This is a genomic window from Verrucomicrobia bacterium S94 (genome assembly GCA_004299845.1).
Classification (GTDB): Bacteria; Verrucomicrobiota; Kiritimatiellia; order Kiritimatiellales; family Pontiellaceae; genus Pontiella.
The window spans coordinates 3,343,416-3,367,201 of record CP036201.1 but is presented as its reverse complement, the minus strand read 5'-3'; the positions used below and the strand labels follow the sequence as shown (position 1 = coordinate 3,367,201).

At 49.7% G+C, this 23,786-nt stretch carries 21 protein-coding genes; 15 read left to right on the top strand and 6 right to left on the bottom strand.

Annotation, left to right across the window (positions count from 1 at the left end):
• The first annotated feature begins 16 nt into the window (after positions 1-16).
• The 4 genes from EGM51_14825 to EGM51_14810 all read left to right on the top strand — a co-directional run bounded on the left by EGM51_14825 (position 17) and on the right by EGM51_14810 (position 3,995).
• Positions 17-820, top strand: a complete 804-nt coding sequence (locus EGM51_14825) for a DUF1080 domain-containing protein (GenBank protein ID QBG48613.1) — start codon at positions 17-19, stop codon at positions 818-820.
• 6 nt (positions 821-826) lie between these two features.
• Positions 827-1,627 (top strand): FAD:protein FMN transferase, encoded by an 801-nt coding sequence (locus tag EGM51_14820; protein ID QBG48612.1) that lies wholly within the window; start codon positions 827-829, stop codon positions 1,625-1,627.
• Between the two features lie 85 nt (positions 1,628-1,712).
• Positions 1,713-2,369, top strand: coding sequence for a discoidin domain-containing protein (locus EGM51_14815; GenBank protein ID QBG48611.1), 657 nt, complete (start codon positions 1,713-1,715; stop codon positions 2,367-2,369).
• Between the two features lie 87 nt (positions 2,370-2,456).
• Positions 2,457-3,995 carry a TIGR03663 family protein gene (locus tag EGM51_14810; protein ID QBG48610.1) on the top strand — a complete coding sequence of 513 codons (1,539 nt, stop codon included), beginning with the start codon at positions 2,457-2,459 and terminating at the stop codon, positions 3,993-3,995.
• A 58-nt stretch (positions 3,996-4,053) separates the two neighbouring features.
• Here EGM51_14810 and EGM51_14805 read toward each other — a convergent pair whose 3' ends face one another.
• The 3 genes from EGM51_14805 to EGM51_14795 form a co-directional block, all read right to left on the bottom strand.
• Complete coding sequence (locus tag EGM51_14805; GenBank protein ID QBG48609.1) at positions 4,054-5,457, bottom strand: MFS transporter; 1,404 nt, start codon at positions 5,455-5,457, stop codon at positions 4,054-4,056.
• Positions 5,458-5,560: 103 nt separating this feature from the next.
• Positions 5,561-6,889, bottom strand: coding sequence for a xylose isomerase (gene xylA, locus EGM51_14800; GenBank protein QBG48608.1), 1,329 nt, complete (start codon positions 6,887-6,889; stop codon positions 5,561-5,563).
• 83 nt (positions 6,890-6,972) lie between these two features.
• A complete protein-coding gene (locus EGM51_14795; protein QBG48607.1) occupies positions 6,973-8,451 on the bottom strand; it encodes a carbohydrate kinase in 1,479 nt (492 codons plus the stop codon).
• Positions 8,452-8,550: 99 nt separating this feature from the next.
• Between EGM51_14795 and EGM51_14790 the strand changes: the two genes are divergently transcribed.
• Complete coding sequence (locus EGM51_14790; protein QBG48606.1) at positions 8,551-9,447, top strand: helix-turn-helix domain-containing protein; 897 nt, start codon at positions 8,551-8,553, stop codon at positions 9,445-9,447.
• A 111-nt stretch (positions 9,448-9,558) separates the two neighbouring features.
• Positions 9,559-10,002, top strand: a complete 444-nt coding sequence (locus EGM51_14785; GenBank protein ID QBG48605.1) for a PAS domain-containing protein — start codon at positions 9,559-9,561, stop codon at positions 10,000-10,002.
• Between the two features lie 5 nt (positions 10,003-10,007).
• On the opposite strand, the gene EGM51_14780 is transcribed toward EGM51_14785, so the two are convergent.
• Complete coding sequence (locus tag EGM51_14780; protein QBG48604.1) at positions 10,008-11,003, bottom strand: AEC family transporter; 996 nt, start codon at positions 11,001-11,003, stop codon at positions 10,008-10,010.
• 166 nt (positions 11,004-11,169) lie between these two features.
• On the opposite strand from EGM51_14780, the gene EGM51_14775 reads away from it, so the two are divergent.
• The 9 genes from EGM51_14775 to EGM51_14735 all read left to right on the top strand — a co-directional run bounded on the left by EGM51_14775 (position 11,170) and on the right by EGM51_14735 (position 20,247).
• Positions 11,170-13,473, top strand: coding sequence for a sodium-translocating pyrophosphatase (locus EGM51_14775; GenBank protein QBG48603.1), 2,304 nt, complete (start codon positions 11,170-11,172; stop codon positions 13,471-13,473).
• 181 nt (positions 13,474-13,654) lie between these two features.
• Entirely contained in the window at positions 13,655-14,947 is a 1,293-nt protein-coding gene (locus EGM51_14770) for a glycosyltransferase (protein ID QBG48602.1), read from the top strand.
• Between the two features lie 119 nt (positions 14,948-15,066).
• Positions 15,067-15,288, top strand: coding sequence for an acetyltransferase (locus EGM51_14765; protein ID QBG48601.1), 222 nt, complete (start codon positions 15,067-15,069; stop codon positions 15,286-15,288).
• A 95-nt stretch (positions 15,289-15,383) separates the two neighbouring features.
• A complete protein-coding gene (locus EGM51_14760) occupies positions 15,384-16,154 on the top strand; it encodes a hypothetical protein (GenBank protein ID QBG48600.1) in 771 nt (256 codons plus the stop codon).
• Position 16,155: 1 nt separating this feature from the next.
• Complete coding sequence (locus EGM51_14755) at positions 16,156-16,926, top strand: MBL fold metallo-hydrolase (GenBank protein QBG48599.1); 771 nt, start codon at positions 16,156-16,158, stop codon at positions 16,924-16,926.
• A 68-nt stretch (positions 16,927-16,994) separates the two neighbouring features.
• Positions 16,995-17,780 (top strand): dihydropteroate synthase, encoded by a 786-nt coding sequence (folP, locus tag EGM51_14750; GenBank protein ID QBG49322.1) that lies wholly within the window; start codon positions 16,995-16,997, stop codon positions 17,778-17,780.
• Complete coding sequence (locus EGM51_14745; GenBank protein ID QBG48598.1) at positions 17,780-18,640, top strand: TIGR00159 family protein; 861 nt, start codon at positions 17,780-17,782, stop codon at positions 18,638-18,640. The genes folP and EGM51_14745 overlap by 1 nt, the downstream gene beginning before the upstream one ends.
• Positions 18,633-19,580: a hypothetical protein gene (locus EGM51_14740; protein ID QBG48597.1), complete on the top strand. Its 948-nt coding sequence runs from the start codon at positions 18,633-18,635 to the stop codon at positions 19,578-19,580. The genes EGM51_14745 and EGM51_14740 overlap by 8 nt, the downstream gene beginning before the upstream one ends.
• Positions 19,570-20,247 carry a tetratricopeptide repeat protein gene (locus EGM51_14735; protein QBG48596.1) on the top strand — a complete coding sequence of 226 codons (678 nt, stop codon included), beginning with the start codon at positions 19,570-19,572 and terminating at the stop codon, positions 20,245-20,247. Before EGM51_14740 ends, EGM51_14735 begins: the two co-directional genes overlap by 11 nt.
• A gap of 69 nt (positions 20,248-20,316) precedes the next feature.
• Here EGM51_14735 and EGM51_14730 read toward each other — a convergent pair whose 3' ends face one another.
• Positions 20,317-20,856, bottom strand: a complete 540-nt coding sequence (locus EGM51_14730; protein QBG48595.1) for a hypothetical protein — start codon at positions 20,854-20,856, stop codon at positions 20,317-20,319.
• A gap of 801 nt (positions 20,857-21,657) precedes the next feature.
• Positions 21,658-23,559, bottom strand: a complete 1,902-nt coding sequence (gene mnmG / locus EGM51_14725) for a tRNA uridine-5-carboxymethylaminomethyl(34) synthesis enzyme MnmG (GenBank protein QBG48594.1) — start codon at positions 23,557-23,559, stop codon at positions 21,658-21,660.
• Positions 23,560-23,786 lie beyond the last annotated feature (227 nt).

Here is a 23,786-nt window from a genome sequence, read left to right as displayed (position 1 = left end):
TACTGGAAAAGATAAGATGAAAAAAACAATCCTTACTTTCACAGCAGTTGCTGCAGCGTTTGCTGTAAACGCCGCCGAAAAAAAGAACCCTCACGCCGATAATCCTTTCCTGCCGGACGGATATCGCGTGCATGATTACAGTCGGCCTCTTCCTCCTGTGGTTACACCGGGCGAAAAATCCTGCCTGCCTCCTTCTGATGCCTATGTCCTGTTCGACGGTACCGATCTGACAGAATGGGTCGGTACGGTGAGTACCAATAAAAAGAAATATTACAATCCGGACGGAAAAGCGTTGTGGAAGGTGCAGGACGGATATATGGAAGTCAATGGTACCGGCAGTCTGATCAGCAGAAAACAGTTCGGTGACTGCCAGATTCACCTCGAATGGATGACCCCGAACGATTCTGAAAGTTTAAATAAAAAAGATCAGGGCCGCGGCAACAGCGGTGTTTTCATTATGGGAAGATATGAAATTCAGGTACTCGACTGTTTTGAAAATACCTCCTATGCCGACGGTATGACCGCTGCGCTTTACGGCCAGCATCCGGCATTGGCCAATGCCTGCCGACCGGCCGGTCAATGGCAGACGTATGACATTATTTTCCGGGCACCGCGCTTTGAAGGCGACAAAGTGATTTCCCCGGCAGCGGCCACCGTGATCCATAATGGTGTGGTGGTTCAGAACAACACCGAATTCCTGGGGATTTCAACCTATAAAAAACTACCGAAATACTGGCCCCATCCTGAAAAGGGTCCTCTCCTGCTGCAGGACCACAACAATCCGATTCGTTACCGTAACATCTGGGTGCGCGAACTTTAATCTGCGATGAACGAAAACGTCCACAGTTTTTCTCATGAAGCAATGACCACTTCGTTTGAGGTCATCATTGATTCTGAAAACCGGGAATATGCCCGGCAGACCGCTGACGCTGTTTTCCGCCGTATCGACCATCTTGAAAATCTGCTGAGCCGATATAATGCCGGCAGTGATGTTGGACAGATTAACCTGCTTGATGCCGGAGAATCCATACGCGTGGGAACCGAAGTGATTGAATGCCTTGAAGCGGCCCTATGGGCGCACAGCGTTACCGGCGGACTTTTTGACCCGACGCTGGGAGCCGGTATCCAATGGCTGGAAATCGACCGCGAAAATTTCACGGTCGGCTGGAAATCCGAAGGTAAGGCTTCGCTTGATCTCGGCGGAGTCGGAAAAGGCTATGCCCTGGATGATGTAACCACAATTCTGGAGGACTGGGATATGACCGAAGTCGTGCTCAACGGCGGCGGAAGTACAGTGCTGGCCCTCGGCCGTGAATGGACGTTGGGCGTCGGCGGCCCCTGGGGTGAAAAAGTCGGGCTCTCGGAAGTCACCCTTAAAAACCGGGCACTGAGCGGTTCCGGAACCGAGGTGAAAGGAGCACATATTATCAACCCGAAAACCCGAAAACCCGCTCAACGGCACCTTGCTGCCTGGGCCATTCATCCCTCCGCAGCAAAAGCCGATGCTTTGTCAACAGCCTTTATGATGATGGAGAATAAAAAAATTGAAGCGCTCTGTAAAATGCACCCCGAAATTACGGCTTATGTCGTTGAACCCGATGAATCGTTAATTAAAATCGGTGTCTGAAATGTACAACCCCCTTCGTTTTATATACAAGACAACCAACCAATATGCGGTATAGGTTATCCGCGAATTTATGGAGGTAATATAAATGAAAAACCAATTGAAAACAGTAACTGTTGCAGCACTTGCCATTCTGTTCACCGGATCCGCTATTGCTGAAGAAATGGAAAAACTCGAACTCGAGCTGCCGAAACCGTTGTTTGCCGGTACCCCGAAACAGATCCGCACCCGTAATCTTGAAAAGCCGGGTACGCCTCCGCCGGAAATTATGGTTCCGAAAGGCACGGTCAATATCGCTGAAGGCAAAGAAGTCACCAGTTCGGACGACTTTCCGGTCATCGGCGAACTGGAGTACATCACCGATGGCGACAAAGACGGAGCAGACGGTTCCTATGTTGAACTCGGCCCCGGGGTTCAGTGGGTGCAGATTGATCTCGGTGAAGTCAAAACAATCTATGCCGTTGCTTTGTGGCACTATCATGCACAGGCCCGCGCTTACCGCGATGTAATCATTCAGGTTTCTGACGATGCTGAGTTTGTTGAAGGTGTTACAACCATCTTTAATAACGACCATGACAACTCTGCCGGCCTTGGGGTTGGAAAAGGCAAAGAATACATCGAGACCTACAAAGGAAAACTGGTTGACGCTAAAGGTATTAAAGGACAGTACATTCGCCTTTATTCCAATGGATCGACCGGATCTGATATGAATCACTACATCGAAGTGGAAGTCTTCGGTAAATAAACCGGCTGAGTGTTCAGCATGTAGACCCGGAGGATCCCCCTCCGGGTTTTTTATTTTCAATCCCCGGTAAAGGACTATGCTTACTTTATGAATAAATGGTTTCCCTTGGTCATGCTGCTGATCCTGCTGGCCGGTATGGCCCTGCGTATTCCACGGTTGGCGGAACGCCCGCTTCATCATGATGAAGCCAACCAGGCCTACCGTTTCGGTCTGCTTCTTGAAGACGGTGTGTATGAATACGATGCCGATGATCACCATGGTCCGACGCTCTATTATCTCACCTTGCCGGTCAGCTGGATAACCGGTGTCAAAACCTTTGCCGATTCTGTTGAGGGTACCTATCGTTCAGTACCGGTTGTATTCGGTCTGCTGCTGATTCTTGCCATTCCATTGCTGCGGTGCGGACTCGGAACAACATCCGTATGCACCGCCGCCCTTTTTACCGCGATCTCGCCGGGTATGGCCTATTACAGCCGGTTTTATATCCAGGAATCGCTCCTCGTTTTTTTTACTTTTATGGCGATTGCCGGCGGATGGCGCTCCATTCAGATCGGCTCCCGGTTCTGGGCCATTGTCGCCGGGCTTTCCATCGGTTTAATGTTTGCCACCAAAGAGACGGCTATCATTGCCTATGCCGCCATGTTCGGAGCCGCTCTGCTTTGCGCTCTAGTGGCGCATACGACCCATTTTCCCCTGAAAAACATGGCGCTTGGTCTGATCTTCGCGCTTCTTATCGCCTTTCTGCTGTTCTCCTCCTTTATGACCAACATGAATGGGCCTGTTGATGCTGTTCTGGCTTTCAAAGGCTATTTTGCGCGCGGAACGGGTATGGATACCGATCATGTACACCCCTGGAATTTTTATCTTCGAATGCTGACGCGGTATCAGTTCGATGGCGGACCCCGCTGGAGCGAAGGTCTGTTTTTCGGTCTGGGCCTTCTGGGCTGTATTGCCATTCTTCGGAAAAAACTTCCGCCGGAAATCGATCTCGGCCTCGCCCGGTTCATTATGTTTTATACGATTCTGCTCACGCTGGCCTATTCTGTGATTTCGTACAAAACCCCATGGTGTATTCTCTCTTTTCTGCACGGCTGGATTCTGTTGGCCGGCATCGCTGTAGCTTCCATCCTCAACTGCTGTGCCGATAAAATCACCATTCCAAGTGCCGTTCGTTCTGTGAAGATCGTCCTTTTTCTGTTACTCGGCTGGCCGGTATATAAAACCTATCGCCTTGCAGAAAACACGGTCTTCCGTTATGCAGCAGACTACCGGAATCCCTACGTCTACGCCCACACCGCACCGGATTTCAAGAATCTGATCAGACGGATCGATGAAATGGCTGCAGTCAGTCCCGAAGGAAAAGAAATGTATGTACAGGTGATTGCCGCGCCGGATTCCACCTGGCCGTTACCTTTCTATCTCCGCCGTTTCCCGAATGTTGGATACTGGACTGATGCCACCGAAGTCCCCGGTGAAATCAAACCGTCCCTCGTTATTGCGGGACCGGATTTTGAAAGCGACCCCGAAGAGTTTCTGACTGAATTCTACTCACTCCGCCAGGATACCCTGCTCTCTCTGCACATCGACCGCACCCTTTGGGATGCATTCATTGAAACCCGGAAATAAAAAAACACCCCGGAAATCCGGGGCGTAATACGTTACAGATTTACCAGATCTGAAGGACTCAGCCTTTCATATCCTCGAGTTCAACCCCTTTGGTTTCCTTCACAAACTTCATAACGAAGAAAACCGAAATTACTGCACCGGCAGTATAGATTCCGTATGCACCGCCCAATCCGATTCCGGCCAGCAGCATCGGAAACGTCCAGGTAACCAGAAAGTTGGATCCCCACTGGGCCAGGCCGGCAATAGCGAGTCCGGAACCGCGGATCTGGTTCGGAAACATTTCCCCAAGCATGACCCACATGATCGGTCCCCAGGAAATATTGAAGAAAACGGTATAGACAATAAGTGATACCAGTGCAATCGGCCCTGTGGTGGACGTCAGTGCAAGTTTTTCATCAACCACTCCGGCGGTAACAAATACAACCGCAATAATGGCCAGCGAAACCGACATTCCGATGGAACCCACCAGCAGCAGCGGCTTGCGGCCGACACGGTCCACGAGTGCGGTGGCACCAACGCAGGCCGCAATGCTGAACGCATTGGTAATCACCGTTGTCAACAGAGCCTGTCCCTCCGAAAATCCGGCAGCCTGCCAAACGACCGCGCTGTAGTAGAATACCACGTTAATGCCGACAAACTGCTGGAATGTCGCCAGACCAATACCCACCCAGACAATCGGGCGAATACCATGTTTCTGATCCACAATATCTTTCAGACTCGGCTTATGATGGTCCCCAGCCAGAGAATCATTGATCTCGTTATATTTGGATTCTGCACTCTCGGCCCCCATCAGGCGGGTGAGAACCCCGATTGATTTCTCGCGTTTACCCGATGCCACCAGAAAGCGCGGACTCTCCGGAATAGCCAGCAAAGCGAAGAAAAAAGTGACCGCCGGAACAAGCTCAACCCAGAACATCCAGCGCCAGGCATGGAACCCCCAGGCAAATTCGGAGGTGGATCCGCCAGCGGATTTTGCGATCATGTAGTTACTTAATGCAGCCGCAAACAGGCCCGAAATAATTGCAATCTGCTGAATAGAGGAAAGGGTCCCCCGGTATTTTGCCGGCGACACTTCCGAAATATAGGCCGGTGCCAGAACCGAAGCCGCCCCTACCGCCAGACCGCCCAGCAGCCGGTAGACAATAAACTCGGTAGTTCCGCCCGCAATACCGGATCCCCAGGCACTGACCGAGAAGAAAACCGCCGAAACAATCAGGATGGCACGGCGCCCGGCTTTATCGGCCAGCGTTCCGGCAAAAAATGCCCCGATGGCACAACCGATCAGCATCGATGCCACTGCAAAACCGGTCCCGGCTGCATTGGAACCGAAAGCCTCGGAAAGACCGTCAACCGTACCGTTAATCACACCGCTGTCAAAACCGAACAGGAAACCGCCGATAGTGGCAACAATGCTGATCAGGATGACAAAGCCCATGTTCGTTGTGTCTTGTTTTTCACTCATATTACACGTTCTCCTTTTATGCTGTCAGCAGACGATCTCCCCGATAAAGACAGAACAGGGGATACCGGCACAAAGGTATCCCCTGTTTTTATTGCACCGTATCTTAAATGTATCGGTTAATCAGTGCTTCGTAGAGCTCCTGCTTACCGCTGATCTGTGCCGGTTCACCGTTTTCGGCCGCAATCGCCGCGAGTTCCTCAAGCGTCAGTTTACCGGCAGCGAATTCCGCGCCTTTGCCTTCACTGAAGCTGGCATAGCGGTCTGCACGCAGTTTGCGGTAGGGAGATTCGTTGAGGATTCTGTCGGCAATCACCAGTGCACGGGCAAATGTATCCATGCCGCTGATGTGCGCGATAAACAGATCTTCAAGATCAGTGGAATTACGGCGGACTTTGGCATCGAAGTTTGTACCTCCGCCCTGCAGACCGCCGGCCTCGAGAATCACCAGCATGGCTTCCACCGTTTCGCGGATATTCACCGGGAATTCATCTGTATCCCAGCCGTTCTGATAATCGCCGCGGTTTGCATCGATACTGCCGAGCATATTGTTGTCGGCCGCAACCTGCAGTTCGTGCTGGAAGGTGTGCTGTGCCAGGGTTGCATGGTTGACTTCAATATTCAGTTTAAAGTCGTCTGCCAATCCCTGTGCATTCAGAAATCCGATCACGGTAGCGGCATCCACATCATACTGATGTTTGCTCGGTTCCGCCGGCTTGGGTTCAATAAAGAAATTTCCCTTGAATCCCTGTGCGCGGGCATAATCGCGTGCCATGCGCAGGAAGTTCCCGAAGTTATCAAGTTCCTGCTTCATGTTGGTATTAAGGAGGCTCATGTAACCTTCGCGTCCACCCCAGAAAACATAGTTTTCGCCACCGAGTTTGATCGTGGCATCGAGTGCGTTTTTCAGCTGGGCACCGGCATAAGCCACCGTATTGAAATCGGGATTGGTGCCGGCACCGTTCATATAACGCGGATTAGAGAAAAGATTGGCCGTACCCCAAAGCAGTTTAACACCGGAAGCATCCATTTTCTCTTTGGCATAATCAGTGATCATATCCAGACGTTTCGTGGATTCCGCCAGATCCGCTCCTTCTTCAACCAGGTCGAAATCGTGGAAACAGAAATATTCAGCACCGAGCTTGGTAATAAATTCAAAAGCGGCATCCATTTTATTTTTCGCACGGGTTTCAACATCGGAACCTTCGTTCCAGGGCATCGGACGTGTGGCTGCCCCGAACGGATCTGCACCGCCACCGCAGAACGAATGCCAGTAGGCTACGGCGAAACGCAGAGCTTCCTTCATGGTTTTTCCACCGACTACGGCGTTTTCATCGTACCATTTAAATGCCAGCGGATTGTCGCTGTCTTTTCCTTCATAGGCGATTTTTCCAATGCCCGGAAAATATTCTTTTTTTCCCGTTACAATACTCATTTCACGTACCTCCGTTAGGTTAATATAGCGGCGTTAAGTTTTACGTACTTAGGGGTTAAGCACCGGCGTCTCAACTCCTTAAATCAATGACTTAACACATTCTCTAAATGGGCTTTCCATGCGGCGTAGGCCTCTTTATAGGGACCTACCGTCGGTTCAATTTTTTTCTTCAGTTCCAGATTGGAGAAGGCTTCTTCCAGCGATTGGAAAATACCGGCCCCGTAACCGGCTCCGCGCGCCGCGCCGAGCGCACCGTCGGTTTTATACAGTTCAATAGAAGCTCCGCTGGCGCCTGCGAGTGTTTCACAGAAGACATCACTCATGAACATATTGGCAAATCCGGCGCGAATGGTTTTCAGTTCAATCCCGGCCTGTTCCATCACCTCCATGCCGTAAATAAAGGAAAAAACGACGCCTTCCTGCAACGCACGGCACATATGGGCACGGGTGTGTCGTTTAAAATCAATATTGGCAAACTGCGCGCCAACCTCTTTATTGCCCAGCACGCGCTCCGCTCCGTTTCCGAACGGAAGCGCAATCAGGCCTTCAGAACCGACGGGAATATCTGTGATAATTTCATCCATTTCCTTATAGGAGATGTTATCGAGCGTGCGTTTAAGCCAGGCGATAAAACTGGAGGTTCCATTAATGCAGAGCAACACGCCCAGGCGCGGATCTTCTGCTCGGTGATTCACATGGGCAAAGGTGTTAACGCGCGATTGCGGATCATATTTTTTCTGCTCGGTCACCCCGTACACTACACCGGATGTCCCGGCGGTTGCGGCAATTTCTCCGGGATTCAGCACGTTGAGCGAAAGCGCATTATTCGGCTGATCGCCGCCGCGGTATGCAACCGGCGTGCCTTCCGCCAGACCGAGATCGGCCGCAGCTTCCGCAGAAACCGTGCCCTGAATTCCAAAGGTTGGAACAAGTTCAGCCAGCAGATTTTCGTCGAACCCCCAATAATCCATCAGAAACTTTGCCGGCGCTTCGTCCTTAAAATCCCAGAGCATCCCTTCGGAAAGACCGGATGCTGTCGTGCTGGCCTTGCCCGTCAGTTTCATCGCCATCCAGTCGCCGGGCAGCATGATTTTATCGATTTTTCCGTAAATTTCCGGCTGATGTTCCTTCACCCACGCCAGTTTTGCAGCGGTGAAATTCCCCGGTGAATTCATAAGATGACCCAGACACTGTTCCGCACCGAGCGTTTTAAATGCTTCTTCACCGTACGGTACGGCACGGGAATCGCACCAGATAATGGCCGGACGCAGTACTTTCTGATCTTTATCCACACACACCAGTCCGTGCATCTGATAGGCAATACCGATGGCTTTAACATCATCCGGTTTCGCACCGGCTTCGGCCATGGCATCGGCAATGGACTGTTTTGCCGTATCGTACCAGCATTGCGGATCCTGTTCAGCAAATCCCGGCTCGGGGGATTCAATGATCTGTTCCGTTTTCGGATAATGTGCGTCGCCAGCGCATTTCCCGGTTTTACTGTCGAGCAGTGAGGCCTTTACAGACGAACTGCCGATATCTATGCCCAGTAAGTAACTCATTCCTGTATTCCTCGCTAAAAATCTAGGGTGAATGTTTCAAAGTTCAGCAACGATTGCCTTGAATATCATCCCAATTTTAAGCACTATATTCCCATAACTATGAAATCGACCATTGCAGATGGAATACACTATTTCGGCCTTACAGGCTTTCCTTTGGCAGTTCGTCGTGTGCGAACGGATACGGAATGCACCCCCTCACACCCGCACGATCTAACCGAAATTGAACACAGTCATGATTTCTGCGAACTCGTGATTGTGACCAAAGGCAGTGCCATGCACATGCTCGAAGGTTCCCCCTTTCCGGTCACGGCTGGCGATGTTTTTCTGCTGCAGGGCCGCCAGAAACACTATTTTTATGAACGGCATAACCTCGATCTGATCAACATCATGTATGATCCGGATAAAATCGAACTGCCGGAAGGGGAGCTTCGCCGTATGCCGGGCTATTGCGCCATGTTTATGCTCGAACCGACCTACCGCCGGCAGCATCGTTTTGCCAGCCGCCTGCATCTCAAGCGCGTACCGCTCGCCCGGGTTGAACGACTTGCCGAAGAGATGGAGAACGAGTGCGAACGCGATGAAGCCGGAAAAGAAGTCGCCCTGCGGGCCAAACTGCTCGAAATGATGGTTTTTCTTTCGCGAGCCTATACCAGTTCAGACACCACTGAAGCCCATGCCCTGCTCCGCGTCGGCAATGTCATCGGAGCACTCGAAAATGATTATGCCAGAGACTGGAAACTCAATGAACTGCTGGATATCGCCCATATGTCGCGCAGTAACCTGATGCGCGTTTTCCGGAAAGCCACCGGACAGACCCCGATTGAATATCTGGTGCGCCTTCGGATCCAGAAAGCCATGGAAATGCTGCGCAATACGGATCTGACGATAACAGAAATTGCACTGGAGGTCGGCTTCAACGACAGCAACTATTTCACCCGTCAGTTCCGCCGTATTCTGGGCGAATCGCCCCGCTCCTTCCGCCAAACAAAGGCTTAGATCTGCAATTTTATCCAGCAGATTATACCACGGATTTAAGGGTATAAAAGTTTTTGAAATATACCGCCTGATCCTCTATTAATATCCCTATCTTTTGCACGGGATTTAGAGATGACACAGTTTTCAATTCATGAAGCCAAAACCATCATAAAAAAACTGTGCTGTTTTAATGAGGAAAACAGATTTCCGACCCGTGAATCCTTTATGGACATGCTGGCCATGAATCCGCATGTTGCTGTGCAGGGTTATAACAGCTTCGGTAAAATCTTCTACTGGAACAATGCATCCGTTACGCTTTACGGCCATCGCCTCGAAGAGGCCATCAACAAGGATTTGGTTGAACTCATCATCCCGCCGGAGATGCGGAAATATGTCCGTGATACCATCAAACTTGGAGCAAAAAACGGTATTATGCCCGAGCCCTGCATCTGTGATCTGCTACAGGCCAATGGACAATATGTAACCGTATATTCCGGGCATCTGGCCTTTTTATGGGAAAATTCATCTACACCGGAATTCTACTGTCTGGATCTTCCGGTCGCGACAGATACCTAAGTGATCTACAACCCCGTCACCACATAAACCCATAACGGAATGGTGATGACGCTCAACGCGGTACTGAGCACCAGCATAGAAGAGACAAATCCGCGTTCCACACCAAGCTGACAGCTGATTACATACATCGCCACCGCACTGGGAGTTCCCGAAAGAATCACAGCAACCCCTTTTGTTGCCGCATCGGCCTCCGGGCAGAGAAAAAGGATGAGCAGCAGCGTCAACAACGGGTGCACCAGCAGTTTACAACCCACCGACCAGCTTAATGCCCCCAAATGAGACCGGGTCTGCTCCCACTTCAGCGAGGCGCCGATAGAAAGCAGCGCCAGCGGAAGCCCCATAGTGCCGATCAGTTTCAGAAACGATCCGCAAAGCTCAGCCGATGCCAGCACCGGCATCGGAAGATTCAGATCCCCTTCCAGAGTGCGGAACTGTTCCGCGATCAGAGCAATCACAATACCGACCACTGCGGAAAGCAGGATAGGATTGATAAACGCGTTTTTTATCCGTTCGCCGATCCTGATATTGCCGTCACCGGCTCCGTAGAACCCGATGAGCAGATAACCGGCAACAATCACAAACGGCAGAACGAACCCGTTATAAATCGCCGCTTTTGCCAGCCCCTCGGAACCAAATGCATTCTGACAGAGCGGCAGGCCGACATAAGTGGCATTCGGCCAGAAGGTCCCGAAAACAAAGGCTGCCGCAAAACCGCCCCGGTAGCCACTGATTTTCGCAATCCCCATCGTGCCCCCCACCAGCACGGCAATTCCCAGAAGCGGCATAAGAAGAAGGGCCGGATCCAGAAACATATCAAAACGCTGCCGAACCACTTCATTGAAAATCAGTGCAGGCAGTGAAAACGTGTACACCAGCCAGTTAATAAACTGGCAGTGGTCCTCGTTGATCTTTCCCTTAATACCCAGCAGTTTCCCGAGCCCCAGTACAGCAAACACCGGAACGCAGATTACCAGAACATCCATAACCCGTGTAAAATCCATCCGCGCACCTTCCTATAATCAGGCGCAGTCGAACAAGTCCGGATGAACGGTTTATTTACCGCATGAACTCTGCAGCCTTTTCTGAATGCCCCTTCTTTACCATTGATTCAATCTCCCCCGCTCCGTATCCTGTTTAAACTTTTTTCCAGTTTAACCAGGGGGTTATATGACTGTTATTACTACACTGTGGTGGATTGCACCTGTTGCATCCGTATTCGCACTTTTATTTGCTATTCTGTTCTACCGAAAGATGATGGCGGCCAATGAAGGCAATGAAACCATGATTGAAATTGCGGGCCATGTGCGCGAAGGAGCCATGGCTTACCTGTTCCGCCAATATAAGGTGGTGATCATCGTTTTTGTAGTACTGCTGATTATCTTTCAGATTCTGGCGCTGGCCGGAATTCAGAACCCGTTTGTTCCGATTGCTTTTCTGACCGGAGGATTTTTCTCCGGCCTCTGCGGTTATATCGGAATGAAAACAGCCACGGCCGCATCGTCACGGACGGCACAGGGCTGTTCGGAAGGACTGAACCGCGGTCTGCAGGTGGCTTTCCGGTCCGGAGCGGTAATGGGCCTGGTGGTGGTCGGTTTCGGCCTGCTTGATATCTGTCTGTGGTATCTGATTCTGGATAAAGTGGTTTATACGGATGCCAATATGACCAACGGTTTTTCAATTATGGGCATGAACCTGGTTCAGGAAGGCTGCACGGTTTCTGAAAAACTGGTGCATATCACGACCACAATGATCACCTTCGGCATGGGAGCTTCCACCCAGGCGCTTTTTGCGCGTGTCGGCGGCGGTATTTACACCAAAGCGGCGGATGTCGGTGCTGACCTCGTGGGTAAAGTGGAAGCCGGAATTCCGGAGGATGATCCGCGCAATCCCGCCACCATTGCGGATAATGTAGGCGATAATGTAGGCGATGTCGCCGGCATGGGAGCCGATCTTTATGAATCCTACTGCGGCTCGATTCTCGCCACCGCCACCCTCGGCGCGGCTGTGGGCGCACACAATGTCATGAACGGCTCGGGAACTGAAGCCGATGCCATTAAACTGGTGACTGCACCGATGATTGTGGCGGGCATCGGAACCCTGCTCTCCATCATGGGCATGTTTATGGTGAAATGTAAGGAAGGTGCCACTCAGAAAAACCTCCTGAATGCGCTGCTCACCGGAACGCTCGGCAGTTCAATTGCCATTGTGATTGCACTGATTATCATGAAAATCTTCGGCATTATCCCGAACTGGGGACTCGTCGGTTCCGTTATCGCGGGACTGGCGGCGGGAGTAATCATCGGTCAGGCAACCGAATACTATACCTCGGATGAATATAAACCGACACAGGGCATTGCCGATCAGGCGGTAATGGGTCCGGCCACCACCATTATCGATGGTTTGGCAACCGGCATGTATTCAGCCGGCATTCCGGTGATTACCATCGTGGCCGCTATTATCTGTTCTTTCGGTTTTGCCGGCGGTTTTTCCAATATGTCGATGGGTCTATACGGTATCGGCTTTGCGGCGGTCGGAATGCTGGCGACACTGGGCATCACCCTGGCGACGGATGCCTATGGTCCGATTGCAGACAATGCCGGCGGAAATGCCGAAATGGCCGGACTTCCCCCGGAAGTCCGCGAACGCACCGATGCTCTCGATTCACTCGGAAACACGACGGCGGCTACCGGTAAAGGATTTGCCATCGGCTCTGCCGCCCTCACGGCCATGGCTCTGCTGGCCGCTTATATCGAAGAAGTGAAACTCTGGATTGCCAAACTGGCGGAAGACGGCGAATTTTCGGTGGGTGTGGTTAACTTCACTAAAGAGATGGCTGAACATGCGGAAATCATGGATTTCGTGAATGCCTATGAACTGCACATCATGAATCCCCTGCTACTCTGCGGCCTTTTTGTAGGCGGCATGATGGCCTTTGTCTTCTGCGCCATGACCATGAAAGCAGTCGGCCGTGCCGCCGGTGCCATGGTGGAAGAGGTACGCCGACAGTTTAAAGAGATTCCGGGAATCATGGAAGGAACCGGCAAGCCGGATTATGCCTCCTGCGTAGCCATTTCCACCAAAGGTGCGCAGAAAGAAATGCTGGTTCCTTCTCTGCTGGCCATTATTGTTCCGGTGGTAACCGGCCTGATCCTCGGCGTTCCCGGTGTTATGGGACTGCTCGCCGGCGGGCTCGTCTGCGGTTTTGTGCTCGCCACCATGCTCAACAATGCCGGCGGTGCATGGGACAACGCCAAAAAGTTTGTGGAAAAAGGGGCGCACGGCGGTAAAGGATCTGAAGCACACAAAGCGGCGGTGGTCGGCGACACGGTCGGCGATCCGTGTAAAGATACTTCCGGTCCGTCGCTTAACATTCTCATCAAACTGATGACCATGGTTTCAGTGGTCTTCACCCCGGTGGTGGTCAAATTCTCGCCAATGATTCAGGAACTCCTGCATATCACCACTAAATAGATCGGTTGCTCAAGCGTTTCAAACCTTAGTAAACAGGTTTTCACGGGTTGGAAACCTGTTTTTTTCACCCTTTAATTCGGAAATTTATTTCACTTGCAGGGTTGCCAAGGCTTAAAAATCCCTATAAACAACGCCGTCAATTCACACAATTAACGTGAGTTACAAAAAATCGGGGGAAAACATGGGATTCCATTCCATTATTAAAACCATTTTTGAAACTGCATTGATGGGAGCTTTTATACTCTCTTTGGGCTATTTCCTGGTGACCGCTTTTGCTTTGGCGCTTTCCAGACTTCGGAATAAACCCGAAATTATTGCCGATGAATCGCTCTACCCAAGCGTCACCGTCCAGATTCCAACGTATAATGAACTGGCGGCACTGAACTGTGCGGCCCGCTGTCTGGATTTCGACTATCCGGCGGATAAGCTCCAGGTCATGATCGGCGACGACTCCAACGACCCGGAGGTTTCTGAAAAGATTGATGCCTTCATTGCCGCCAACCCGAAATGCGAGCTGAGCCGTCGTGGCGAGAATATCGGTTTCAAACCGGGTAATCTGAATGTTATGCTGCCGAAAGCAAAAGGCGATTATCTGCTGATTCTCGATTCCGACTTTCTGCCGAAACGGGATTTCCTGAAACGCCTTGTTGTTCCGGTCATCAAAAATCCGGAACTGGCTGGTGCCCAGGCCGCATGGCGCATTATCAATGTCCACAACAACCAAAGTACGTTGATGGGAACCGGTATTGTGAATATTATTCACTCTGTAATCCTGCCCTTCCTGAAAGTCGCCACCAATCAATGCGTTTTCTGCGGATCAGGTGAACTGGTGAAAAAGAGCCTGCTGATTGAACAGGGCGGCTGGACGATGGGCGCGCTGACTGAAGATGTGGATTATTCACTGCGGGTCATCACTGCGGGAAAACGTATTGCCTATGTTGACGACCTGCGGGTCCGTTGCGAAGTGCCATATACCCCCGGAGATCTCTTTAAACAGCAGATGCGCTGGGCTTATGGCGTGATGCGCGCGTTTATGGCACATGGTAAAAAGCTCTTTCTTTCACGGACCATTCAGAAACGAACCAAGTTCGCCGCCTTTCTGTTTGCCAGTGGCTATGTGATGATTACGTTGCTGCTGCTGACGACGATTTTCGGTCTGCTCAATCTGGTGGCCGGTTTCTTCGGGGTCGATCCGGCCGAAGCACAGAGCTCATCCTATACCGTCGGTCATTTTGTCTATGACACCGTCGTGAACCTGCTGCTGACCTGCGGCATGATTGTCTCCTCGATTTCAGCCGGCTTTATCAACGGTTTCGGATTCCGCAGTATCGGACGGCTGATTATTGCGTCGTTCACCATCGGCGTCATCTGCATGTTTTTCGTTGGCCGCGGGCTGATTACCGCTTCGCTGGGACTTCCGATGAAATGGTTCATGATGAAAAAAGCCGGAAACGATACCGCACGGAACGTATAAATCCCTCTCGGAATTTCATAGGTTCCCGGTCTTAAATTCCATCCTCCGGAATGAACTCTTTCCATCAGCCATGGTCGAATGTTTTGTAGGAAGAGAGAAAATGAAACCAGGAGGTTGAAATGTTTCTTAAACATGTACCCACCGGAGATCTGGTCGAAGTCATCGACCTGCCGGATGTCATCAATCCGAATTCTCCGACGATTCGCGCCCGGTCGCATACCGGGGAGATCATCCAGCGTCCGAAAAACTTCCTGAAGACGGAACTGGTGTTCCCTTCGGGAGAAACGCTGCCTTTGTGCTGGCGTGATGTGCACTACTATAAACACGAACATGCAGCATAAGGTTAACCTCCGCCCTGTTTGAGTTTTCAAACGGGGCTTTATTTTTTTCCCGGTTCCGTGTATTGCCAGAGTAGTTTTTACACGAAGGGAAAACCATGCTCGACTTCTGGCTGCCGATGGCGCTGATTTTTCTGGCGGCAACCATCACGGCAATTGTTGCACAGCGGCGGCGCGACCGCTGCCTGAAATATTTCAACCACGAACCCGTCCTGATTCTTATGCAGAACGGAAAGTGGCTCTGGGGCGACTTTATGGCCTACCCCGCCACCCTCGAACTGGTTTTCCAGTCTCCGGAAAAAGATGAGAACGGCATCCGAAAATCCAGCTATGTGCTCTATGATCCGGAAATTGAAGGCATCCGTAAAATCCTGCAGGCCGTTCCCGGCGAGGGAACACCGGAACATAAACGATGGGAACGTGAAATCCGATCGATTGCCCACCCCTCTCTATTGCGACGCTTCCGCCGCTGGATCTGGAATGTGTTCAACACCCTGCGCGATGCGGTCTCACAGTCGCTAACCGTCATTATCGGAAGTATGAAAAAAACAACGAAAATGGGGAAAATTGCCGGTGCCGACAAACGCGCCGGTGAAATCGGAAACACCCTGCTCGATACCGTACCCAGTGCTTATGAACCGGTGCTTGAAAAATATCTCGGCCGGAAAGTGGTGGTGGAAATGCCGGAAGATAAAACGGTGCTCGAGTTCACTGGACTGCTGCAGGAATATTCCGGAAAATATCTTCTGATCCGGAATGTGAAGTTTTCACCTGACCTCAATCTCAAAACCAATCAGAAACTGTCGGAACGGTTTGATATCATCTTTCCTCGTTCCAAGGCTCTGGTAAGACACTGTGTGGTAGACTGATATGAAATTGACTTTTCTCGGAACCGGAACCTCTCACGGGGTTCCAATGATTGGATGCTCCTGCGCGGTCTGCACATCCACCGATCCGCGCAATTATCGCCGGCGAAGCAGTATTTATGTTGTGACGGAAAACAAGCACCTCGTTTTTGACACGCCCCCGGACTTTCGCGATCAGGTTCTGTCGTTCGGTGTCGGGCGGGTGGACTCGGTTTTCCTGACCCATCCGCATGCCGACCATATTTACGGGTTCGACGATGTCCGCCGTTTCAGTACCATGCAGCAACAGCACATTCCGGTTTACGCCCAGCCGCGCACCATCAAACAGATGCGCAAGAAATTCGATTATGTGGACCGGGCAAGCTATGGATTTGAAAGTGTTCCCCGTGTACAGTTTACGGAGATGACGGAAACGGTATCGGTGGGTCGAGCCCGGATTACCCCCCTGCCTGTCTCACACGGAAATGATCCGGTTTACGGCTATCTTATTGAGGGTGATGAAAGACGCATGGCTTACATTCCTGACTGCAACGGCATCCCGGAAACCACATTTCAGCTTCTGAAGCATCTCAATGTCATGATTCTGGATGGTCTGCGCCCCAAACCCCACCCCACCCATTTCTCGATCAGTGAATGCATCGATCATCTGCATAAAATCGATGCGGAAAAAGCCTACATCACCCACATCACCCACGATTCCGATCACGAACAGCTGCAGACCCAGCTGGGTGATGCCATTACCGTTCCGTGGGACGGCCTGGAGGTTGAGCTGTGACTAAACGAAAAACATATTCATGGGGGTGTGGAAACCGCACGGTCCGCCTTGGTGAAAAAACGTTGGTGATGGGTATTCTGAATGTCACCCCGGATTCTTTTTCCGATGGAGGGACTTTTATGGATCCCGAAATAGCGGTTGAACACGCGCTGCAGATGATTGCTGAAGGTGCGGACCTTATTGACATCGGCGGGGAATCTACACGGCCCGGCGCGCAGCCCGTTACTGTGGAAGAAGAAATCCGGCGTACGGTTCCGGTGATTGAAAAACTGCGCGCAAAAACCGATGTCCTGATTTCGATCGATACCATGAAATCGAAAACCGCTTTCCAGGCTCTGGAAGCCGGCGCGGATATTATTAATGATGTTTCCGGATTTGAATTTGATGAAAAGATGGCGGATGTTGCGGCCGGATCGGGTGCAGGGGTTGTTCTGATGCATATGAAAGGTACCCCTCAGACGATGCAGACCAATCCGGATTATGAAGATCCCGTACGCGAGGTGTTCCACTATCTGGAAAAGCGGATCGCTTTTGCCGTTGATCGTGGTGTTAAACGGAAAAACATCGTGATTGATCCCGGGATCGGATTCGGCAAAACACTCGAGCACAACCTTCAATTACTGCGCCGTATTCCCGACTTTGCAGCAACAGCACCGGTTATGATCGGGGCATCACGTAAAAGCATGATCGGAAAAATTCTGGAGCGGGAAGATCCGAATCAGCGTCTGGCAGGAAGCCTGGGTGTTGCCGGATGGTCGGCGGCGTTCGGTGCGCATATTTTGCGGGTGCACGACGTATTAGACACTTGCGATGTATGTCGTATCGTGGATACACTTTGCAACGGTGACTTATAATGCAATGGAAAGATGCTTTTGAACTGCCTGATGTGCTTGGCTGGGTCGAGATTCTGATTCTCGCCGCCCTCCTCTATTTTATCTTCCGGTTGTTTAAAGGAACACGCGGCTCAGCCATTCTCACCGGCCTTATCATCCTTTTCGGCGCACTCAATGCCATCACCAATCTCAGCCATCTGGAGGTGCTTAACTGGATTCTCTCGAAGCTGATGCTCTATATTACACTGGCAATTGTGGTGATTTTCCAGCCGGAAATACGCCGTGTTCTGGCGCGGCTCGGCCGTCAGCCGTGGCGCACCAACAGTATGGCTTCGCAGCGCAATCTGATTGAACCTATTATGCAGACGGTAAAACTGCTTTCAAAACGTAAGATCGGAGCTCTTATTGCTATTGAACGGGAAATCGGTACACGCACCATTCAGGACACCGGAACGAAAATGAACAGTTCGGTCAGTGCCGAGCTGCTTTCCACCATTTTCTTCCCGCATACCCCGCTTCATGACGGCGGTGTTATAATTTCCGGAGACCGGATTTGTGCAGCCGGCTGCCTTTTTCCCCTATCCCAGAAAGAGGAATTAAGTAAAACACTCGGAACACGCCACCGCGCAGCCATCGGCATTACCGAAGAGACGGATGCCATTGTGGTGGTGGTTTCAGAAGAGACCGGTGCTGTTTCCCTTGCCTATAACGGTCGACTGCGGCGAGGCCTTGGCGAGGAGCGACTGCGGCGGGTTCTGCAGTCCATGCTGCGGCGGGAACGTACCGGCCTCTCGCGCTTCCGTGAAAAGATCCAGACCGGTGAAGCGGATCTCTCCGATACCGTACTGATGCCTTTCGGCGAGGAGAAAAACGATGAATAGAATTTCCAACGCCTGGCATCAGTTCTGGAAAGATCGTTTTCTGATCCTTCTCTGCTTTGTCCTCGCTTTTCTGGGCTGGCAGAGTATCCGGAAAACTATTGGGTTTGAAGTTTCAGTTTCCGGCATCCCGGTGGATGTGGAAGCCCCTTCAGGCTGGGCGGTCTGGGAAAAATCGATGCAGCGGGTGAATATTGTATTCCGCGGTTCGCGCGAGGACATTCGCTACCTGAACAGCGACCAGCTTCATCTTGTGGTTCCGGTTCAGAACCCCGTTCAAGGCGAAGAGATGACCATTAAACTTACAGGCGCGTTTCTGCGCAATCCTACAGGCGCGAAAATTGTCAGTTTCAGTCCTTCCGAAATGGTGGTCCGTATGGACCAGAAAGGAGAACGCCTGCTTCCGGTAAAAGCGGCCACCACCGGAAATTTACCCGAAGGTATTGAAATAGAAAGAATTATAGCAACACCGGCATCGGTAAAAGTTGCAGGTGCCCGTCAGGTGCTCGACAGTATGGAAAATATACATACTGAAAAAATCGATCTGACGAACCGACAGGCCTCCTTTAAAGAAAGTGTACCCATTGCTCTTCCGCTGGTCGGTCGAATGGCGGTAGACCCGGACTGGGTATCCATCGAAGTGGTACTGGTTGAACGCAACAGCACGGCGGAATTTGAAAAAATTCCCCTCCGGGTGGTCTCATCCCCGGGTGAAGACCGTATTATTGACATCTACCCGAAATATATAAGCCTTGTCGTGCAGGGACGAAAAGAACAGATTGAAAAACTCAGCGAAGAAGAACTGTTTGCGTATATCGACTGTCATGATCTTCCGGAAGCGGCCTTCTATGAATTACCGGTCAAAATTGATCTGCCTGAAGGTGTTCAGGCCATAAAAACCGATCCAAGTGTCATTCAAGTTGAAATTACCAATGTTAAGTAGGAACTGTATGAAAATTTCAAAACTTACGCTTCACCTCTGTGTCCTCTCTCTGGCCACCACCGCAATGGCTCAGAATACACAATCTGTTTCGCAGGTTTCATCCGGCTTAACGCTGGATAACCGAACCAATGAAGAGCGTATTGAATTTCTGCTCAATGTCGCGCAGGCGTATTTTGCAGAAGAAGATTATGATTCCGCTGTAAACGCCTATGAACGCATTCTTGAGATTGATCCGGAAAATTTCCAGGCCCGCTATGTGGTGGCCCATGTTTATATTAACGCAAAACAATATGGAAAAGCCGAAGCCTTACTGCTCGAACTGATCGATGAAAATCCCGATGACTTCAAGCTCATGAATAATCTGGCCTGGCTGTATGCCACCGCAGAGGATTTAAAATACCGCAATGGCGAAAAAGCGGTTCGCTATGCGCAGGAGGCCCTGGCCATTGCGCCCGATGATCACCACGTGTGGAGTACACTTTCGGAAGCCCATTATATTAATGGTGATTATGAACGCGCCTATAATGCGATCACAACCATGGCGCGGAAAGCCTCGCAACATGCTCAGGGTGTTACCAAAGAACAGGTTGATGCATACAATGAACAGATCCGGAAATGTAAACGCGCCTGGGACACCCAGAAAATGCTGGAAGACGGAGAAGAATGATACCCGGTTTCAGTTTAAGACAATCATCTTCCAAAAATAAACGAGCTACAGCTGCCCTACCCCATTTTCTTAATAGACAAAAATACCAAGGATAAGAATAAGCAGCCCCACCGCCGTTTTAGCAATGGCCGTCACCTTGAACAACAGCTCATTCTCAACCAGAGGTGTATAAATTTTTCTGAAGTACCACGGTGACATCAGAATGGTAATTCCATAAATGACCGCCATATACATTACTGCTGTTACAACCTGAAAAAAAGGTGATCCGGACTGTGCCGCAGTCTTGCAAACGGGTACTGCAATCAGACAAAGAAATCCACCCAGTGCACGCGGAGCCAGAAGTTCTTTCATATAAATAACGCTCGCCGCAAAAACGCCGACAGCAATAAACGGAATATACGGCTTGATCACATCCACAGCTCCCATATTCATGGCACCGGCCTCTCTGGCCCCGAGAAAACAACAGAGTGCTGTCAACACCCAGGCCGGTACAGTACTTCGGGGAAACAACTCAGCAAAACGTTTAACTAAATCAGGTCGGAAAATCCCCGTAAAACCACCGACAGTTCCCAATACTCCAAGAATAATTGCAATAACCTGTAAACTCATATGTTCTCCAGCGTTCCAACCTTTGGAACTTCCAATGATTGGAACTGCGAATAGTGCTCATTCATACTTTTTTGTTCAAGGAACTTACGAAAGAAAAGCAGCCTCATTTCCCTATTACATTGCCTGTCCACAATTGATAAATATATAAATCTTTAAAAAAAAGTCTTAAATATTCTTTTACATAAAATATCCCATCTCCCTGCAGCTCATAGCACGTACTAAAACATACTGGTATATATTTACCACCCTCTTCGCTAGAGGACTCAGAGAGCACAGAGTCCTTCCTCTGTGTCCTCCGTAGTGAAACTTCGGAGGTTCTGCACTGCGGGATTTATACAGAGAAGTAATCAAACATGGTATTACAACTATCTTAAAAAAAAGGATTACTTATGTTCCTAATACTATTGCACATAGATTACCTTATTGATATATACACTATCCAACAGTTCTATCTACAAACCAACGGATTATAGATAACTAGTAGCTATATATCCAGTTTAGCTATTTCGTAAAAATAACGAAAATTACTCTAGATTCGCCCTATAACTCCTGAAAATGACATCCATAGTACATCTATGAAATTGATGTAAAATCAGTTAAGAACAGTAGCAATGATGAGCATATTTCACTCCTGTTCATGCAATATTCTACCTATATCACCGATTCAAGAATTCAGCTACTCCCAATTATTTTCCTATTCTCTGATACATCGTTGATAGACTAAAAAAAATAAGCCGGAAACATCCTGTTTCCCGGCTCATTTTCATTATGTATGATACCAGCTAATTGTATCAAAATATTTTATTTTTCAGCAGCTTCCCGTTTCAACCACATACCTAAAATTGAAATATCAGATGGATTTACACCGGAAATTCTCCCTGCCTGTCCCAGATTTTCCGGCCGTATTTTCTTTAACTTTTCACGAGCTTCATAACGCAGACTCTGAATAGCATCATAATCGAAATCCGGTGGCAAAATTTGTTTTTCCTGACGACGCGCAGCATCAATACGTTCTTTCTCGCGTTTAATATAGCCGGCATATTTAACTTCAATTTCAACCTGCTTAATAACCTCTTCAGAGAGATTCCGGTTCGCCTGCGGAAGATTACAATACAGATTTTCCGGCTGACGAAGCAGCTGTGCGAGCGACTTTCCATTATGAAATACTTTTTCAAGACGCTCAATTTCTGCATGAATATCCTTCCAGTGGCTTGAAATATCATTAATTTCCTCTGAATCGACAATATTAAGCTGCCTGGTCTTTTCCAGAAGACGAAAATAGACATTATCCTGACGCAACGTCAAACGATGCTCCGAACGGGAAGTAAACATGCGATATGGCTCATCGGTTCCTTTCGTCACCAAATCATCAATCAACACCCCGATATAACTTTCATTTCGGCTTAAAACAAACGGATTTTCTCCCAGTACTTTCAAAGCGGCATTAGCTCCGGCAACAAATCCCTGACCAGCGGCTTCTTCATAACCCGTCGTACCATTCAACTGACCGGCAAAAAACAGATTTTCCACGCGTTTTGTTTCTAATGTATGGAAAAGCTGCGTTGGATTCGCATAATCATATTCGATTGCATAGCCTGGACGGATAATTTCAGCATTTTCCAAACCTTCTATCGAATGGATCATCTGTTCCTGCACATCCTCCGGAAGACTATTGGATGTTCCGTTCGGATAAAGACGGATATTATTACGCCCTTCAGGCTCAATAAACACATGATGCGCATCACGACCGGAAAATTTAATAATTTTATCTTCAATCGATGGACAATACCGAACTCCGGTACCCTCTACCATCCCTCCGTACATAGCGCTTTTCTGAAGATTATCAGCGATGATCTGGTGAGTATTCTCATTGGTATGCGTTAACCAGCAGGGTATCTGGTCAAAACCCGGCACCCAGGGGTGCAATTCATCCTGTTCCACGTGGAACATTCGATTCATAACCGAAGAATCCGGATCATTATGTTCCATGTGGAACATTTTCCACTCCATGCGCGCCATCCGTGAGAAAAAGGGTGGGGGATTATCGCCTGGTTGAATCTCCATTCGACTGTAATCCACAGAATCCCTATGGATGCGGGGAGGGGTACCCGTTTTCAGCCGAGCCAGCTCAAATCCGAAACGATCAAAGGACGCCGAAAGTTCTTCTGCTGATTCCTCTCCCATGCGACCCTCTTTAATACTTTTCATTCCGATCAGAACACGTCCACGAAGAAATGTTCCTGTACAAATAACAACCGCATTGGCATCAATATCACCAGCACCACGCGTTGTGACTCCACAGATTGACGTGCCTTTTGTACGAATTGCTGTAACGATATCATCATGAATATCAAGATTCTGCTGCCTTTCCAGAACAGCCTGAATTCTAACCGGAAAAAGATCCTTATCACACTGCACCCGGTTGGACTGTACAGCCGGTCCTTTCCGGGTATTCAGCATTCGGTATTGAATACCGGTATAATCGGTATTCCGGCCAAGTTCTCCGCCCAATGCATCAAGTTCAGATACAAGATGAGATTTTGCAATACCTCCAACAGCAGGATTACAGGGAAGTCTTCCTATAAGTGATTTATTCAGCGTTATTAAAAGGGTTTTAACTCCTAAACGCGCGGAAGCCAAAGCCGCTTCATAGCCTGCATGACCACCACCGACAACAATTACTTTATACAAAGACTTATTCATAATATATACTTTCTTTTCCAATTAACGGGCGGCGATACTCGCACCATACAACCATTTTGTCTACAAGGAGTTGCTACAAACCATCGGTTAGAATGAATATTCCGCAATAGAATAGGTCAGATCAAAATATGAATAATCCCAGTTATTTCCGGTCATTCCGAACAATACTAAAAAAAGATTCAGAACCTCCATATTGAGGCGTAATATCGAATTCAAAAGAAAGAGGT

Coding starts and splice junctions, on each gene's coding strand:
- mnmG (QBG48594.1), bottom strand. CDS start 23,559: ATGAATAAGTCTTTGTATAAAGTAATTGTTGTCGGTGGTGGTCATGCA.
- EGM51_14780 (QBG48604.1), bottom strand. CDS start 11,003: ATGGATTTTACACGGGTTATGGATGTTCTGGTAATCTGCGTTCCGGTG.
- EGM51_14820 (QBG48612.1), top strand. CDS start 827: ATGAACGAAAACGTCCACAGTTTTTCTCATGAAGCAATGACCACTTCG.
- EGM51_14795 (QBG48607.1), bottom strand. CDS start 8,451: ATGAGTTACTTACTGGGCATAGATATCGGCAGTTCGTCTGTAAAGGCC.
- EGM51_14805 (QBG48609.1), bottom strand. CDS start 5,457: ATGAGTGAAAAACAAGACACAACGAACATGGGCTTTGTCATCCTGATC.
- EGM51_14810 (QBG48610.1), top strand. CDS start 2,457: ATGAATAAATGGTTTCCCTTGGTCATGCTGCTGATCCTGCTGGCCGGT.
- EGM51_14785 (QBG48605.1), top strand. CDS start 9,559: ATGACACAGTTTTCAATTCATGAAGCCAAAACCATCATAAAAAAACTG.
- EGM51_14765 (QBG48601.1), top strand. CDS start 15,067: ATGTTTCTTAAACATGTACCCACCGGAGATCTGGTCGAAGTCATCGAC.
- EGM51_14770 (QBG48602.1), top strand. CDS start 13,655: ATGGGATTCCATTCCATTATTAAAACCATTTTTGAAACTGCATTGATG.
- EGM51_14755 (QBG48599.1), top strand. CDS start 16,156: ATGAAATTGACTTTTCTCGGAACCGGAACCTCTCACGGGGTTCCAATG.
- EGM51_14745 (QBG48598.1), top strand. CDS start 17,780: ATGCAATGGAAAGATGCTTTTGAACTGCCTGATGTGCTTGGCTGGGTC.
- folP (QBG49322.1), top strand. CDS start 16,995: ATGGGTATTCTGAATGTCACCCCGGATTCTTTTTCCGATGGAGGGACT.
- EGM51_14815 (QBG48611.1), top strand. CDS start 1,713: ATGAAAAACCAATTGAAAACAGTAACTGTTGCAGCACTTGCCATTCTG.
- xylA (QBG48608.1), bottom strand. CDS start 6,889: ATGAGTATTGTAACGGGAAAAAAAGAATATTTTCCGGGCATTGGAAAA.
- EGM51_14790 (QBG48606.1), top strand. CDS start 8,551: ATGAAATCGACCATTGCAGATGGAATACACTATTTCGGCCTTACAGGC.
- EGM51_14740 (QBG48597.1), top strand. CDS start 18,633: ATGAATAGAATTTCCAACGCCTGGCATCAGTTCTGGAAAGATCGTTTT.
- EGM51_14730 (QBG48595.1), bottom strand. CDS start 20,856: ATGAGTTTACAGGTTATTGCAATTATTCTTGGAGTATTGGGAACTGTC.
- EGM51_14735 (QBG48596.1), top strand. CDS start 19,570: ATGTTAAGTAGGAACTGTATGAAAATTTCAAAACTTACGCTTCACCTC.
- EGM51_14825 (QBG48613.1), top strand. CDS start 17: ATGAAAAAAACAATCCTTACTTTCACAGCAGTTGCTGCAGCGTTTGCT.
- EGM51_14775 (QBG48603.1), top strand. CDS start 11,170: ATGACTGTTATTACTACACTGTGGTGGATTGCACCTGTTGCATCCGTA.
- EGM51_14760 (QBG48600.1), top strand. CDS start 15,384: ATGCTCGACTTCTGGCTGCCGATGGCGCTGATTTTTCTGGCGGCAACC.